Source organism: Variovorax sp. P4_D9 (assembly GCF_056401695.1).
This window is the reverse complement of record NZ_JBFUIU010000145.1, coordinates 1-14,997: the sequence shown is the minus strand read 5'-3', so window position 1 is coordinate 14,997 and position 14,997 is coordinate 1. Positions and strand designations below refer to the sequence as shown.

Below are 14,997 nucleotides of genomic sequence, written 5' to 3'. Positions count from 1 at the left end.
GGATGAAGCGCGTGATGTAGTCGAGGCGGTTGGTGCACACCGCCGACGACAGGCCGTAGGCCGTGCCGTTGGAGATCCGGATGGCATCCTCGATGTCCTTGAAGCGGATCACGGGCGACACCGGCCCGAAGGTCTCCTGCTTAGCGACCGTCATCTCCGGATCGACCCGATCCAACACCGTCGGCGAATACAGCGCGCCTCGGCGAACGTTGCCGCACATCAGCCTGGCGCCGCCCGCGATGGCCTCGTTGACCACATTCTCGAACTGGATCGCCGCAGCCTCATCGATCACGGTGCCCATGTCGACGGTCTTGTCCATCGGGTCGCCATACTTCAGTGAGCGCGTCTTCTGCACCAGCAGTTCGACGAACCGGTCGGCAACGGCTTCGTGCACCAGCATCCGCTTGATGGCGGTACAGCGTTGGCCGGAGTTCTTGTAGGAGCCATTGGCCGCGAGCGTCGCGGCCTCTTCGATGTCGGCGTCTTCCATCACGATGATGGGGTCGTTGCCACCGAGTTCGAGGATCTGGCGCTTGTAGACGGCTTTGCCCGCAATGTACTTGCCGATGGCGACGCCGCCGGTAAAGGTCACGAGGTCCACATCGGGATGCGTGAGCATCTCGTCGGCGATCACGCGCGGGTCGCCGGTAATGACCGACAGCATCTGCGGCGGCAGCCCCGCCTCGTACAGGATGTCCGCCAGGATGAACGCGGTCAGCGGCGTCTTCTCGCTGGGCTTGAGCACCATGCGATTGTTGGTCGCGATCGAAGGGGCGACCTTGTGGATCACCTGGTTCAGGGGGTGGTTGAACGGCGTGATGGCGGTAATGACGCCCAGCAGGGGCTCACGCATCGTGTAGACCTTGCGGCTCTTGCCGTGATGCGTCAGGTCGCACGAGAACACCTGCCCGTCGTCCACCAGCGCTTGGTTGGCCGCGAACAGAAGCACGTCGGAAGCGCGCCCCACCTCGTACAGCGAGTCCTTGCGGCACAGGCCCGACTCGAGGGTGATGGTGCGCGAAATCTCGTCCAGTCGCGAAGCGATGATTTCGCCGGCACGCATCAGGATCTTGTAGCGTTCGTAGCGCGTGAGCGTCGGCTTGTAGTCGCGCGCGATCCGATAGGCGCGGCGCACGTCTTCGAGCGTTGCCTTCGGCACGGTGGCGATGACCTCGCCGGTGTACGGGTAAGTGACTTCTATCACTTCGTCGCGATAGACGCGCTCACCGGCGATGCGAAGTGCTTCGCAGTGGATGTCGGCTGGCTTCGGCATGGGCTGGCTCATGGGTTTGTCTCCTCTCGGCGCTTATTGGGCGTGGTTCAGCGCAAGGTCGAGGGCGTCGAAGTTGCGCAGCCGCCGGCTGCTTTCGACTCCCGCGACAGGCCGGTTGCAGATCAACGGAACACGCTGCTCGGACACTCCGCCATGCGAGCGCAGCGGCACTTCGAGCGCCGACAGATCGTGCCGGCTGGCCGAAGTGCCGATCACTGTATTGCGTTCGCTGACGACCACGATGTCACCGATTCGATCCGGCGGCAGCTCGAAGCGCTTCGCGGCCTCGGCGCGGGACAGGACGGATTCCATGCCGGGCAGTTCCTTGATTCGTTCGATCCACTGCGCGGCAGTCGCCTCGTCGGGTGCGTAGACGGTGGCGAAGGAGCCCAGCGCGCCGTGGTGGACCACGTAGGGGTCGGTGATCGGAAGAATGACGCGCGCGGCCTCGGCGCCGTACCAGCCGTCGAGCACATCCTGCAGGTAGATGACGTTGGGCTTGCCCTCGGTGTCGTGCTTGTCGTTCATGCCGTGGTCGGCGGTGAGAACGATGGTGGCGCCGAGCGCGTCGAGTTCGGACAGGTAGCCGTCCATCATCGCGTAAAAAGCGTTGGCGGCCGGGCTGCCCGGTGCCGCCTTGTGCTGCACGTAGTCCGTGGTCGAGAGGTACATCAGGTCGGGCCGGCGCGTTTCCATCAGCTTGACGCCGGCGGCGAACACGAACTCGGAGAGCTCCGCGCTATAGACCGAAGGCACGGGCAGGCGCACGAGATCCAGCACGTTGTCGATCCCGTTCTCTTCCTGGGTGGCCTCGTCGGCCTTCTCCGAGGAGAAGCAGATGCCTTTCATGTGATTGCCGAGCAGCTTGCGCAGCTTGTCCTTGGCGGTGACCACCGCCACCTTGGCGCCGCCGTCCGCGAAGGCTGCCAGCACGGTGCCGGCGCGCAGGTACTTGGGGTCGTTCATCATCACTTCCTGGCCGAGCTCACGGTCGAAGAAATAATTTCCGCAGATGCCGTGCACCGCCGGTGGCGCGCCGGTGACGATCGACAGATTGTTCGGGTTGGTGAACGAGGGCACCACGCAGTCGGCCAGCAGGTTGGCGCCGGTCTTCATCATCCTTTCCAGGTATGGCGCAACGCCGGCCGCCACTGCGGCATCGAGGTAGGCCGGCTCGCATCCGTCCACGCAGACCACGACAACGGGCCGCTGCATCCAGCGGTAACTTCTTGCATTGACTTCGATCGACTGAGGATTCACTTCATGCTCCTTGTTGATTGGATGAACTGGACCGGGGCGAGCCGGAATCCGGCCGGCCCATTGCCATGTGCATGCGACCGCGGCTGTCGGACACGTGCTGGCGCAGGGCGCGGCCTGCACGCTCGGGGTCGCCGGATGCAATGGCGTCGACGATGTCGCGGTGCTCGTCGACAGACACGCGAAGACCGCCACCGTCRTCGAGTGCGCGCATGCGGAACAGAAGCAGTTCCTTGATCAGGCGCTTGTACGTCTCGATCAGCTTCTGGCTGCCCGCGGTTTCCAGCAGGACCTCGTGGAATTGCAGGTTCAGTTGCGCGTACTGCTCGACGTCCTGCGCCTTGGCCGCGGAGCGCATGGCCTTGAGCATTCCCTTGAGGCGCTCGATGCCATCCGCCGTGATGGCGCGCGTAACGCGGCGGCCGATGATCTCCTCGAGCGCCTCGCGCAGTTCGTAGATTTCGTCGGCTTCCTCGAAAGAAATCTCACGGACGAAAACGCCGCGGTTCTTTTCGTTGCGCACCAGGCCAGCCTCCTCGAGAGCCCTCAACGCCTCGCGGATCGGGCCGCGGCTGGTATTGAATCGCTGTGCGAGCTCGCTTTCGTTGACGCGACTTCCCACGGCCAGCTCGCCGGTCATGATGAGTCGCTCGATCTCTTCCTGTACCAGCATGGGCAATGAACTGGACTGGAAGAAAGCCAGGGCGGCAGCGGGTTTGCTTGAGTTCATGGGGTTGATTCTCGACCCCAATCTGCCAACTGTCAACAATTTAATATTGACAGTTGCCAGTCGACGACTTACATTGAGTCCACCGAAGCGGCCGAAACCACGCGCTTGGGCCCCCATCAGCAACTACCCACCAGGACGACACGATGAACTCACGCAAAGGCATCCGCCACCTCTGCACGGCGCTCTGCACGATGGCCATGGCCCTCGCCCTCAACGGCGCCTCGGCGCAGCAGAAGACCACCTTGCTCGTCTACACCGCACTCGAAACCGACGCGATGAAGCTCTACAAGGACGGCTTCGAGAAGGCCAATCCGGACATCGACATCCGCTGGGTGCGCGACTCGACCGGCATCGTCACGGCCAAGCTGCTGGCCGAGAAGGCAAACCCGCAGGCGGACGTGGTCGCGGGCCTTGCGGCCAGCAGCCTCGCGCTGCTCGACCAGGAAGGCATGCTCGCGGCCTATGAGCCGAAGGGCTTCAAGGAACTGACCCCCGCGTACTCGGACTCTGCACGGCCGCCTGCATGGGTGGGCATGGACGTGTGGGCTGCAACCATCTGCTTCAACACCGTGGAGGCGCAGAAGCGGGGACTGCCCAAGCCGGAGAGCTGGAAGGACCTGGCCAAGCCGATCTACAAGGGCGCGATCGTGATGCCACATCCCGCATCCAGCGGCACCGGTTACCTCGACGTCGCCGCATGGCTGCAGATGTGGGGCGAGAACGACGGCTGGAAGTACATGGACGCGCTGCATGAAAACATCGCGCAGTACGTGCACTCCGGCTCCAAGCCCTGCAAGCAGGCGGGCGCCGGCGAATTCCCGATCGGCATCTCGTTCGAATTTCGCGCGCACCAGGTCAAGAAGTCCGGCGCCCCGGTCGAACTGATCTTCCCCAAGGAAGGCCTGGGCTGGGACATCGAGGCCACCGCCATCATGAAGAACAGCAAGAAGATCGAGTAGGCCAAGCGCCTGGCCGACTGGATGGCGAGCAAGGAAGCCAATCAGATCACCTCCAATTGGTGGGCCGTGGTGGCCTATCCCGGTGTCGCCAAGAAGCTCGAAGGCATCCCCGAGAACTACGAGAAGCTGCTCTCGAAGAACGACCTGAACTGGTCGGCCAAGAACCGTGACCGCATCCTGACCGAGTGGAGCAAGCGCTACGACGGCAAGTCGGAAGCAAAATCCAACTGATCGGTTCCTCAACTCGCGACGAGATCAAGAAGATGGACATGACTGACACCAGGTTCCTCGCCAGCGAGCCGCAAACCGCCGGCGCACTCGAGGTGATCGGCATCCGCAAGGACTTCGAATCCTTCAGTGCCCTGCGCGACGTGCACCTGCGCGTCAATCCCGGGGAGATGCTCTGCTTCCTGGGCCCCTCGGGGTGCGGCAAGACCACGCTGCTGCGGATCATCGCGGGGCTCGAGACCCAAACGGCCGGACAGATCCTGCAGAACGGCAAGGATGTGTCGTGGTTGCCGGCCGACCAGCGCGACTACGGCATCGTCTTCCAGTCGTACGCGCTGTTTCCCAACCTCACGATCGCCGACAACGTGGCCTACGGCCTGGTCAACGGCAAGGTGAAGAAGGCCGAAGTCAAGGCGCGGGTCGAGGAACTCCTGACGCTGGTCGGCCTGCCCACCTCGGGACGCAAGTACCCGAGCCAACTCTCGGGCGGACAACAGCAGCGCGTGGCGCTGGCTCGCGCGCTGGCGACGCGCCCCGGCTTGCTGTTGCTGGACGAGCCCTTGTCGGCGCTCGATGCGCTGGAACGCATCCGCCTACGTGGCGAGATCCGCCGCTTGCAGCGCCAGGTCGGCATCACGACCATCATGGTGACGCACGACCAGGAAGAGGCCCTGTCGATGGCCGATCGGATCGTCGTCATGAACCACGGCGTGATCGAACAGGTGGGAACGCCGATGGACATCTACGAGCGCCCCGCGACGCCCTTCGTGGCCGATTTCGTGGGCAAGATCAATGTCCTGCAAGGCTACGCGCTGGGCGGCAATCTCTTTCGCGTCGGCGACATGGACCTGCAATGCGATGCCTGTGACAGCGGCTTTGAACCGGGCGAAGCAGTGAACCTGTACCTGCGACCAGAAGACCGCCTGGTCGAGAACCTCGCGCACGACACCCCCAACCGGCTCAGCGCACTCGTCACCAAGGTCGAGTTCCTAGGCGGACTGTGCATTGCCGAAGTGACGGCCGATGCGCTGCATGGCCAGAGCCTGGGCCTGCATTTCTCGCTCAACCAGTTGCATGACCTCGACATTCGCGAAGGCAACCGCATCGACATCGCCTTGCGTGCCAACCGCATTCGCGCCTTCTGCAGCAGGACGGCCAGGCCATGAACGCGATGGCACGCCCCTTCCCTGCGGCCCACATCCAAACCACCCGCACCGGTATGCGCTGGAGCCGCGACGACCTGATTGCGCGCTTGGTGCTGCTCGCCATCATGGCGATGCTGCTCCTGTTCCTGATCGCGCCGCTGGCCACGATCCTCGTGAACGCGGTGCTGGACAAGGACGGCAAGTTCGTCGGGTTGGCGCACTTCATCACCTACTTCAAGACACCCAGCCTGCTGCGCGCCGCCTGGAACTCGATCTGGGTCGCGGCGGTCGTGGTGATGATCTCGGTGCCCACGGCCTTCGTCTGTGCCTATGCGCTCACGCGCACCTGCCTTCCRAACTGGTTCAAGGGCACCTTCAAGCTGGTCGCGTTGATCCCGCTGCTGGCACCCTCGCTGCTGGCGGCCATCTCCTTTGTGCAATGGTTCGGCAATCAGGGCGCGCTCAAGTCGCTGCTGATGGGCGCTTCGATCTACGGCGCGCCGGGCATCATCCTGGCAGAGGTCTACAACACCTTTCCGCACGCGCTGATGATCCTGGTCACCGCGCTGTCGCTCGCCGACGGCCGGCTGTACGAAGCGGCCACGGCATTGCGTACGCCCCCATGGCGCCAGTTCACGACGATCACGCTGCCCTCCTGCAAGTACGGCCTGATCAGCGCCGCCACGGTCGTCTTCACCTATGTGGTGAGCGACTTCGGTGCGCCCAAGGTCATCGGCGGCAACTTCAACGTGCTTTCGGTCGATGTGTTCAAGCAAGTGGTCGGCCAGCACAACTTCTCGATGGGCGCGGTGGTCGGCATGCTGCTGCTTGTACCTTCGATCCTGTCGTTCGTCATCGACTACACGGTACGTCGCAAGCTGAAGGCGCAATTGACCGCGCGCTCGGTCCCGCACCTCCCGAAGCCGCGCCGACTGGCCGATTCACTGCTCGCCGCGGCCTGCGTCATCGTGGGCATCCTGCTGCTCGGCACCATCGGCATGGCCGTCTACACGTCGTTCATCACGCTCTGGCCTTACGACCTCGCGCCGACGCTCAAGCACTACCATTTCGCGCTGATCGAAAGCGACATGGCCGCGGCCTACACCAACAGCCTGATCGTCGCCATCTCGACAGCCATCGGCGGATCGCTGATCGTCTTCGTCGGCGCCTACCTGATCGAGAAGACACGCAACCTGGTCGCGATGAAGCGCGCCATGCACCTGATGGCCGTGCTGTCGATGGCGGTGCCGGGCCTGGTACTGGGCCTGGGCTACGTGATGTTCTTCAACCATCCGGCCAACCCGCTCAACGGGCTCTACCAGACGATGGCCATTCTGATCGTTTCGATGATCGTCCACTACTACACATCGAGCCATCTGACTGCCGTGACGGCACTCAAGCAGATCGACAACGAGTTCGAGGCCGTCTCCGCCTCGCTGAAGGTGCCGCTCTTCAAGACCTTCCTGCGCGTCACCGTGCCGGTGTGCCTTCCGGCGATTCTTGACATCGGACGCTATTTCTTCGTCGTCTCGATGGCCAGCCTGTCGTGCGCGATCTTCTTGTACTCGCCCGACACCATCCTCGCGTCGGTCGCAATCATGCATCTCGACGACGCCGGCGACATTGGACCGGCGGCGGCGCTTGCCAGCCTCATCGTCGTCACATCGATTCTCGTGTGCATCGCCTATTCGCTGTTGACGCGCGTACTGCTCGCCCGGACGCAAGCATGGCGCAACCTGCGCCGCGGCTGAGCACTTTCTGTTCTTCACTGTTTGCCCTTCCCACCTGGAGACAACATGAGCCAAGTTCGTTCACCGATCCTTCTCACGCCCGGCCCGCTGACCACGTCCGACAAGACTCGCGCGGCCATGCTGCGCGACTGGGGGTCGTGGGATTCCGACTTCAACCAGATCACGGCGCGGATCCGCCAGCAGGTGCTGCGCATCGTGCACGGCGAGGCCACGCACGAATGCGTGCCGCTCCAGGGCAGCGGCACCTTCTCGGTGGAGGCCGCCATCGGGACGATCGTGCCACGCGACGGCCACGTGCTGGTGCCGAACAACGGCGCCTATTGCCAGCGCATCGCCAAGATCTGCAAGGTCCTCGGTCGTCGCGTGACCACCATCGACTACACGGAGGACAAGCAGGTCCTGGCCGCCGATGTGGACCTCGCCTTGGCAGCGGATCCTTCGATCACGCATGTGGCGCTGGTCCATTGCGAGACCGGTACGGGCGTGCTCAACCCCCTGCACGACATCGCGCTGGTCGTGGAGAAGCATGGCCGCGGGTTGATCGTCGACGCGATGAGTTCCTTCGGCGCCATCGAGATCGACGCCCGCAAGACGCCCTTCGACGCCGTCGTCGCCGCGTCGGGCAAGTGCCTCGAAGGCGTGCCCGGCATGGGCTTCGTCATCGTCAGGCGCAGCACGCTGGAAAAGTGCGAGGGCAACAGCCATTCTCTTGCGATGGATCTCTACGACCAGTGGGTGTACATGGGCAAGACGACGCAATGGCGCTTCACGCCACCCACCCACGTCGTTGCTGCGCTGGACGAGGCGATCACCCAATATGTCGAGGAAGGCGGGCTCGAAGCGCGCGGTGGGCGCTACGAGCGCAATTGCAAGGCCTTGATCGCCGGGCTGGGAGCGCTGGGATTCCGCACCTACCTTGACCCTGCCATCCAAGCACCGATCATCGTCACCTTCCATGCGCCCGATGACCCGAAGTACGACTTCAAGACCTTCTATCAGGAAGTCAAGAAGCGGGGCTACATCCTCTACCCCGGCAAGCTGACCCAAGTCGAAACTTTCCGCGTCGGCTGCATGGGCCACTTCGGTGATGCCGGAATACCGGGCGCGGTTGCAGCCGTGGCGGACACGCTCAAGGCCATGGGGATCGGCCAGGTCGTTGACGCTGCCGCCGCGGCGGCCTGAGCGAGAAGGTCGCGATCAGGCACTTCAGGGCCACCTCTGGCGGCAAGGAAGCGGAGGGGAGGCATGGACTTCTCATCTTCAGCGATCGCCTTTCGGGGCCCTTCCTTTCGCGCGATGGTCGCCGCAGCGGCCACCGCCCTGGCCGCGCTGCTTACCGGCTGCGCCGGCCTGCCGCCGATGCAGGACCGGCCCGAGACCTACGCGCTCGAACCTGCCGCCGACACGCTGCTCGGCCGCGCGGTCGTTCCGCCGGCCAGGCAGCATCCGGGTAAGAGCGGTGTCGTCGCCATCGACGACGGACGCGTTGCGTTCGCCGCCCGCATCCTGCTGGCTCGAAGCGCGGCGCGGTCGATCGACATCCAGACCTTCATCTGGCACGGCGATGCCACCGGCACCCTGCTGTTCGAAGTGGTCATACGTGCGGCCGAACGCGGGGTGCGGGTGCGGCTCCTGCTCGACGACGCCAACACCGCGGGACTGGATCCGACGCTGGCGCTGCTCGCAGCGCAACCGAATATCGAGCTGCGGCTCTACAACCCGTTCGTCGACCGCGGCTCGCGCGCGATGGGGTTCCTGACGGACTTCACCGCCTGAACCACCGTATGCATAACAAGTCCTTCACCGTCGACAACCTGATCGCGGTGGTGGGCCGCAACATCGACGACGAATACTTCGAGGCCGGCACCGGACTCGTGGACCTCGACGTCATCGCGATCGGCGACGCGGTGAAGTCGGTGTCCGCGGAATTCGACCTGTTCTGGAACAGCCCCTCCGCCCCTCCCGCGAAGATGATCCTGGCCGGTGCCACGCCCGAGGCGATCGCGAACACCCAGGTGGTCAAGAATCTCGTCGCCGGCACTTCGCATCTGGAATGGACGACCGCCAAGGTCGTCAACGACGACCCCGAAAAAACCTTGAGCCCGAGCGAGYGCTCGGACCTTCAGTTGCTACCGAGGCTTCAGGCGGCGTTTGGCAGCCCGGTCAAGTCGCTGGACCTGAGCTCGCCTTACTTCGTGCCGGGCGAGGCGGGGACCGAGGCCCTGATCGCCCTGGCGCAAAGGGGTGTTCGGGTGCGCATCCCGTGAAATTCCTCCTTCCCTCTCAAGGGGAAGCGAGGCGACAGAAAGCCTTGCTGGCATTCGTAGGCACGGAACGAATCAGCCAAATCGCAGAACGCCACCTCGATATCCGAGACGTCGATCCGTTTCCGACTCTGGAGGCTCTTCGTCGGCGACTGGCACGCGAGGCTGTCTGCAGCGACCGTTTTGCGTTTGACCGACTTGGAGATCCTTGAGGAATGCGCGAGCGCGCGAGCAGACTTTAGCCATTTTTTGGGCTCCCTAGAGATTGCAGTTTGTTAAAACCGCCGCTCCCGAGGCCTGGCTTCAGGACGACCTCCCGCTGAATGTGCCCCTCGCTCATGGACCGATGAGCGCATCGTCATCAACACCGTGCTGGCCCTGGATTGATTTGCCTCAATTGCGCAAGCGGTCGCTCCAAGCATGCTGTGCCTCTATCCACCCTCGTTTCGTCGAACCCTATCCGAGAGGACGTCATGGACAGTTTCATGGTCAGCCACGAGAGATCGGTCCGAAAGGGCGGCCGGCGTCCTGTTCGTCCGGCAAGGACTTCGGCACGCGGGCGGGTCGCGGCGATGCGCGTGGCACGGGCCCTGGCCTGCGCCGCAATGCTGGTCCTGGCGGGATGCGCCTACTATGGCTACCCCGTACCGGGCGTGGTGCCGGCCAACTTCGACCGCTCCTTTGCCGCCGCGGCCGGCGCGATGCGCGACCAGGGCCTGGCGATCGCGGTCGAGGACCGCGGCAGCGGCACCATCGTCGGCCGGCTCGGGACAGGCACCGTGACAGCCACGGTCCGCCAGCAGGCCGACGGCAGTGTGCGTGTGCAGTTCGACGCCATGGGCGCGAACGATCCGGCGCTGATCGACCGCGTTTCGCGCAGCTACGACGCCCACATGGGACGCTGACCGGACTTCAGATCGAAGCCTTCTTCCCCGCGGCTTCAGCGCGATCACCCGCGTGTGTCAACGACTGCCGTACTGGATCACGTCGATGGTGTGCTCTGCGCAGCGAAATAAAGGAGGAGGCCGCAGGCCGAGGGACATTCGTGGAGCAGAGTACGCCGTCGGCGTGAGCCCGCCCCCACTCCCCCAGGCCACAGCGAATCGAATAGCTCGGCTTCATTCAGTCGACGGTGATTCGGGCGGCCTTGATCACGCGCTCCCAGCGCTTGATCTCGCTGGCGATCAGCTGGCCGAAAGCCTGGGGCGTCGAGGGCGTGGCTTCGGCTCCGTCCGCGGCCAGGCGGGTTCGGACTTCGGCCGAATCCAGCGATCGGTTGATCTGCTGGTTCAGCATCGAGCCGATTTCGGCCGACGTGCCGGCCGGCGCGACCACGCCATACCACTGGTCGGCCTCGAAGCCCTTGGTGCCGGCCACCCCGCTCTCGGCCACGGTCGGTACATCCGGCAGCAGCGCGATGCGGCGCGGACTGGAGACCGCCAGCGCCCGCATCGTTCCGGCCTTGATGTGCGGCAGCAGCGCCGGGGCGCCGGTGAAGAGCAGCTGCAACTGGCCGGCCAGCAGGTCGTTGATCGAGGGTGCGGTGCCTCGATAGGGAATGTGCAGGAAGGAGGTCCCGGTCTGCAGCTTGAGGTACTCCATCGTGATGTGCGCGGCACTGCCGTTGCCGCCCGAGCCGTAGGCCAGTTGGCCGGGTCGCGCCTTCGCCAGGGCGACCAGTTCGGCCAGCGTGCGGGCCGGCACCGACGCGTGCACCACCAGCACGTTCGGCACGCGGGCCACCCAGGCCACGGGCGCGAAGCTGCGCAGCGGTCGTAGCCGAGCTTGGGATAGAGCGAGGGATTGATGGCCAGCGTGCCGACATGCCCCATGAGCAGGGTGTAGCCATCGGCGGGCGACCGCGCGACCTTCTCGGCGCCGACCGATCCGCCGGCTCCGGGGACGTTCTCGATCACGACCGCCTGGTTCCATGCGCGGCGAGCTCCTGCCCAATGGCACGGCCCAGCACGTCCGAGGAACCACCGGGCGTGAAGGGCACGATGAGGTGCGGCGGGCGGGTCGGATAGGCCCGCGCCAGTGCCCTGCCGGCCGCGCCCCACAGTGCGCCGCCGGCAGCCGCGAGGCAGGCCTGTGGGCGGGTGATGCCGAGTGTCATGGTTCTTCTTGGGTCTGGCCGCCGGGGCGCCTTCAGTCGGGCTTGATGTTGGCTTCGCGGATCAGCTTGCCGTAGCGCGCCGCGTCGCTCTTGAGCAGCTTGTCGAACTGTTCGATCGGTCCGGGCAGCGGGATGCCGCCGGCCGCGGCCAGCTGCTCGCGCACTTCGGGCGACTCGATCGCCTTCTGCACCGCGGCGTGCAACTGGGTCAGCACCGGCTTCGGCAGGCCGGCCGGCGCGACGAAGCCGTACCAGACGCTGGCCTCGAAGCCCGGGTAGCCGGATTCGGCGACGGTCGGCACGCCGGGCAGCACGGCGGAGCGCTCGGCACTCATCACCGCCAGCACGCGCAGCTTGCCGGCCTTGGCCAGCGGCAACGCCTCGAGCGCATTGACCGCCACCACGTCCACATGCCCGCCGAGCACATCGGTGAGCGCCGGCGCACCGCCCTTGTAGGGCACATGGCGCAGCGACAGCCCCGCGGTGTGCTGGAACAGCTCCATCGCCAGGTGCGGCGTCGAGCCGTTGCCCGGCGTCGCCACGGTGATGGAACCCGGCTTCGCCTTCGCGGCCGCCACCAGCTGTTGCAGCGACTTGAACTCGGAGCCCTCGCGTACCGTGAACACCACCGGCACCCGTCCCACCAGCGCCACCGGCGTCAGCTCGCGCTCGAGGTCGTAGGGCGCCGGCTGGAACAGCGAGGGATTGACCGCCAGTGCGTTGGCCGCCAGCAACAGGGTGTAGCCATCGGGTGGGCTGGCGATCAGCGCCTTGACGGCGATGTTGGTGCCGGCGCCGGGCTTGTTCTCGACCACCACGGGCTGGCCGAGGATGGCCGCCATCCGCTGGCCGACCGAACGCGCGATCGCGTCCACGGCGCCGCCGGCGCTGTAGCCCACGATGACCTTCACGGGCTTCGACGGGAAGGCGTCGGCGGCGCCGGCGTGGGGGAGAGCGCCGAGCGCGAGCACGCCCGCGAGGGCGAGGACGTGGCGGCGAGACAGAGTTGTGGTCATGTTGGGCTCCGTATTGAAAGGGGTGCCGGGGCGCTCCGCATCGCCCCGGCGCGCAGGGTCTCAGGCCCCCTGCATCGGCTCCTCGAAATTTGCCAGCAGCCGGGCCCGGCCGGCATGCACGTGGCGCTCCGCGGCGGCCCGGGCGCGGGCCTTGTTTGATGCGACGATGGCCTCGTAGATCGCACGATGCTCGGCGTTCGATCGCCGCATGTTCCCCGGCACGTTGAAGTACTTCCGCCGCACAAGATGCAGTTCCTTGACGTAGTCGTCGTAGGCTTGGTGGGCGCGCCGGTTGTTCGAGATCTCGAGGATCAGCGAGTGGAACTGCAGGTTCAGCTCGTAGTAGAGCGTGCCGTCCTCCGCTTCGCAGGCGGCGTCCATCGCGTCGAGCAGCTCCTCCATCCGCTTGCGGTGCTCCTCGGTGCAGTGCTCGCAGGCACGGTCGGCCGCATAGCCGAACACCAGCGCGCGCAGCTCGTAGATCTCGATCATCTCGCGCAGCGACAGCTGCCGCACGTAGACGCCGCGGTTGGCGACCGCCGTGACCAGGCCCTGGCCCGCCAACACCTTGATCGCCTCGCGGATCGGGCCGCGGCTGGTGCCCATGCGCAAGGCCAGCGCCGCTTCGTTGAGCCGCTCGCCGGGCTTGAACTCGCCGCTGTAGATGAGCTGCTTGAGTTCGCTCACGATGGCATGCGAAAGCCCGGCGCTGCGGGGACTGGAAGAGAGGGTYGACATGGACAAATCCTACCTGCAGACGAATCCGCTCCCGAACCGGGCCGCCCATCGCGAACCCGGTCAGTCGACTTTTACATTGGCGCTCTTGACCAGCTTGACCCAGAACTTGCCGTCCTCGGCCAGGAATGTGTCGAACTGCTCGGGCGACGAAGACAGCGACACCTCGGTGCCGTCGCGTGCCAGCGATGCCTTGACCGAGGGCTGCTGCATCGCGGCGGTCGTGGCATCGAAGATCTTGTTGACGATCGCGGGCGGCGTGCCGGCCGGCACGAACATGCCGTACCAGAATTCGAGGTTGTAGTCGGGCAGGCCCGCCTCCTTCATGCCCGGCAGCCCGGGCACCAGCGGCGAGCGCTCGCCGGTGCTGACGGCCAGCGCTCGCAACCGGCCGCCGCTCGCCATCGGCAACACCGATGGCGAGGTGCCGAAGGTCAGCTGGGTGTCGCCCGCCATCACCGACTGGATCGCCAGGCTGCCGCCCCGGTACGGGATGTGCGTCATCTCGACGCCGGTCACCTGGCTGAACAGCGCCGCGCCGAGGTGAGGCGCCGAACCGTTGCCCGAGGTCGAGTAGTTGAGCTTGCCGGGGTCCTTCTTCGCCGCCGCGATCAGGTCGGCGATCGACTGGATGCCGGTGGCCGGATTCACCGCCAGCACCAGGGKCGAGGTCGTCATCTTGGTGACCGCCGTGAGGTCGCGCGCCGAATAGGACAGCTTGGCATTGAGCGCCGGGTTTACCGAGATGCTGCTCGGGCTGGCGATCAGCAACGTGTAGCCATCGGGCGGCGACTTGGCTACCAAGTCGGCCGCGATGCTCGAGCCGTTGCCCGGCTTGTTGTCGACCAGCACCGGCTGGCCGAGCGCCCTGCCCAGCGCATCGCTCATGGCGCGCGCCACGTAGTCGGCGGCGCCTCCGGGCGCGAAGCCGATCACCAGCCGGATCGGCTTGTTCGGATAGTCGCCGGGCTGGGCCGGGGCCGCGCTGCCGAAGGCGCACAGGGCGATGGCCAGGGCCAGGGTTCTCGTCTTCATGGGCTTGTCTCCTTCTTTTCTTCTTGGCGATCAGGGTGCGGGGGGCATTCGCAGGACGATCTTCCCGACATGGCCGCCGGCTTCCATGTGCGCCTTGGCGTCCGCCAGCCGCGCGAAGTCGAACACCTGGTCGATCTGCGGCCGGATGGCGCCGGCAGCGATGTGCGGCAGCACCTCGGCGACGAAGCGCGGCACCGCGGCGGCGCGCTGGGCCTTGCTGCGCAGCTTGTTGGAGACACCGAACAGCGTCAGCCGCTTCGCGTGCAGCGCCGCGAGGTCCAGTTCGGCCTGCACCACGCCGTCGACGTAGCCCACGGTGGCGAGCCGGCCCTCGAAGGCCATGGCACGGATGTCCTCCGCGAAGACGGTGCCGCCGACCGTGTTGACGACCAGGTCGGCGCCGTGCTGGCCGGTGGCCTCCAGCACCGCGCCGGCGAAGTCGGCGGCCCGGGTGCGGATCGCGACGTCCAGGCCGAGCGGCCGCAGCA

Annotated in this window: 13 protein-coding genes and 2 pseudogenes; 7 read left to right on the top strand and 8 right to left on the bottom strand. The window is 65.6% G+C overall.

The window, feature by feature from the left end; translation table 11 throughout:
- The 3 genes from phnY to AC1DY5_RS17420 form a co-directional block, all read right to left on the bottom strand.
- On the bottom strand, positions 1-1,285 hold a 1,285-nt coding region (gene phnY, locus AC1DY5_RS17430), incomplete at its 3' end, for a phosphonoacetaldehyde dehydrogenase (protein WP_478113315.1).
- A 21-nt stretch (positions 1,286-1,306) separates the two neighbouring features.
- On the bottom strand, positions 1,307-2,533 hold the full coding sequence (gene phnA, locus AC1DY5_RS17425) for a phosphonoacetate hydrolase (RefSeq protein ID WP_478113313.1): 1,227 nt from the start codon (positions 2,531-2,533) through the stop codon (positions 1,307-1,309).
- A 1-nt stretch (position 2,534) separates the two neighbouring features.
- Entirely contained in the window at positions 2,535-3,260 is a 726-nt protein-coding gene (locus AC1DY5_RS17420) for a phosphonate utilization associated transcriptional regulator (RefSeq protein WP_478113318.1), read from the bottom strand.
- Positions 3,261-3,403: 143 nt separating this feature from the next.
- On the opposite strand from AC1DY5_RS17420, the pseudogene AC1DY5_RS17415 reads away from it, so the two are divergent.
- The 7 genes and pseudogenes from AC1DY5_RS17415 to AC1DY5_RS17385 all read left to right on the top strand — a co-directional run bounded on the left by AC1DY5_RS17415 (position 3,404) and on the right by AC1DY5_RS17385 (position 10,512).
- Positions 3,404-4,450, top strand: a pseudogene (locus tag AC1DY5_RS17415) (putative 2-aminoethylphosphonate ABC transporter substrate-binding protein).
- Between the two features lie 32 nt (positions 4,451-4,482).
- Positions 4,483-5,613 carry a putative 2-aminoethylphosphonate ABC transporter ATP-binding protein gene (locus AC1DY5_RS17410; protein ID WP_478113312.1) on the top strand — a complete coding sequence of 377 codons (1,131 nt, stop codon included), beginning with the start codon at positions 4,483-4,485 and terminating at the stop codon, positions 5,611-5,613.
- Entirely contained in the window at positions 5,610-7,343 is a 1,734-nt protein-coding gene (locus AC1DY5_RS17405) for a putative 2-aminoethylphosphonate ABC transporter permease subunit (RefSeq protein WP_478113310.1), read from the top strand. The genes AC1DY5_RS17410 and AC1DY5_RS17405 overlap by 4 nt, the downstream gene beginning before the upstream one ends.
- Before the next feature lie 45 nt (positions 7,344-7,388).
- A complete protein-coding gene (locus tag AC1DY5_RS17400) occupies positions 7,389-8,525 on the top strand; it encodes a 2-aminoethylphosphonate--pyruvate transaminase (protein ID WP_478113308.1) in 1,137 nt (378 codons plus the stop codon).
- Positions 8,526-8,639: 114 nt separating this feature from the next.
- On the top strand, positions 8,640-9,119 hold the full coding sequence (locus tag AC1DY5_RS17395) for a phospholipase D-like domain-containing protein (protein WP_478113306.1): 480 nt from the start codon (positions 8,640-8,642) through the stop codon (positions 9,117-9,119).
- A gap of 8 nt (positions 9,120-9,127) precedes the next feature.
- Complete coding sequence (locus tag AC1DY5_RS17390) at positions 9,128-9,610, top strand: phospholipase D-like domain-containing protein (protein ID WP_478113304.1); 483 nt, start codon at positions 9,128-9,130, stop codon at positions 9,608-9,610.
- Positions 9,611-10,179: 569 nt separating this feature from the next.
- The gene (locus AC1DY5_RS17385; protein ID WP_478113317.1) at positions 10,180-10,512 is read left to right on the top strand and encodes a hypothetical protein; all 333 of its coding nucleotides are present in this window, start codon (positions 10,180-10,182) and stop codon (positions 10,510-10,512) included.
- Positions 10,513-10,729: 217 nt separating this feature from the next.
- On the opposite strand, the pseudogene AC1DY5_RS17380 reads toward AC1DY5_RS17385, so the two are convergent.
- The 5 genes and pseudogenes from AC1DY5_RS17380 to AC1DY5_RS17360 form a co-directional block, all read right to left on the bottom strand.
- Positions 10,730-11,723: pseudogene (locus AC1DY5_RS17380) on the bottom strand (Bug family tripartite tricarboxylate transporter substrate binding protein).
- Between the two features lie 32 nt (positions 11,724-11,755).
- Positions 11,756-12,739 carry a Bug family tripartite tricarboxylate transporter substrate binding protein gene (locus tag AC1DY5_RS17375; RefSeq protein WP_478113303.1) on the bottom strand — a complete coding sequence of 328 codons (984 nt, stop codon included), beginning with the start codon at positions 12,737-12,739 and terminating at the stop codon, positions 11,756-11,758.
- Between the two features lie 60 nt (positions 12,740-12,799).
- A complete protein-coding gene (locus AC1DY5_RS17370) occupies positions 12,800-13,477 on the bottom strand; it encodes a GntR family transcriptional regulator (RefSeq protein ID WP_478113301.1) in 678 nt (225 codons plus the stop codon).
- 60 nt (positions 13,478-13,537) lie between these two features.
- Complete coding sequence (locus AC1DY5_RS17365; RefSeq protein WP_478113299.1) at positions 13,538-14,509, bottom strand: Bug family tripartite tricarboxylate transporter substrate binding protein; 972 nt, start codon at positions 14,507-14,509, stop codon at positions 13,538-13,540.
- A 30-nt stretch (positions 14,510-14,539) separates the two neighbouring features.
- Positions 14,540-14,997: zinc-binding dehydrogenase (locus AC1DY5_RS17360; RefSeq protein ID WP_478113297.1), on the bottom strand; the 458-nt coding region annotated here is incomplete at its 5' end.

What these genes read in the sequence shown, in the direction of transcription:
- AC1DY5_RS17410 (WP_478113312.1), top strand. Translation starts at nt 4,483, where the DNA reads ATGGACATGACTGACACCAGGTTCCTCGCCAGCGAGCCGCAAACCGCC.
- AC1DY5_RS17400 (WP_478113308.1), top strand. Translation starts at nt 7,389, where the DNA reads ATGAGCCAAGTTCGTTCACCGATCCTTCTCACGCCCGGCCCGCTGACC.
- AC1DY5_RS17395 (WP_478113306.1), top strand. Translation starts at nt 8,640, where the DNA reads ATGGTCGCCGCAGCGGCCACCGCCCTGGCCGCGCTGCTTACCGGCTGC.
- AC1DY5_RS17385 (WP_478113317.1), top strand. Translation starts at nt 10,180, where the DNA reads ATGCGCGTGGCACGGGCCCTGGCCTGCGCCGCAATGCTGGTCCTGGCG.
- AC1DY5_RS17375 (WP_478113303.1), bottom strand. Translation starts at nt 12,739, where the DNA reads ATGACCACAACTCTGTCTCGCCGCCACGTCCTCGCCCTCGCGGGCGTG.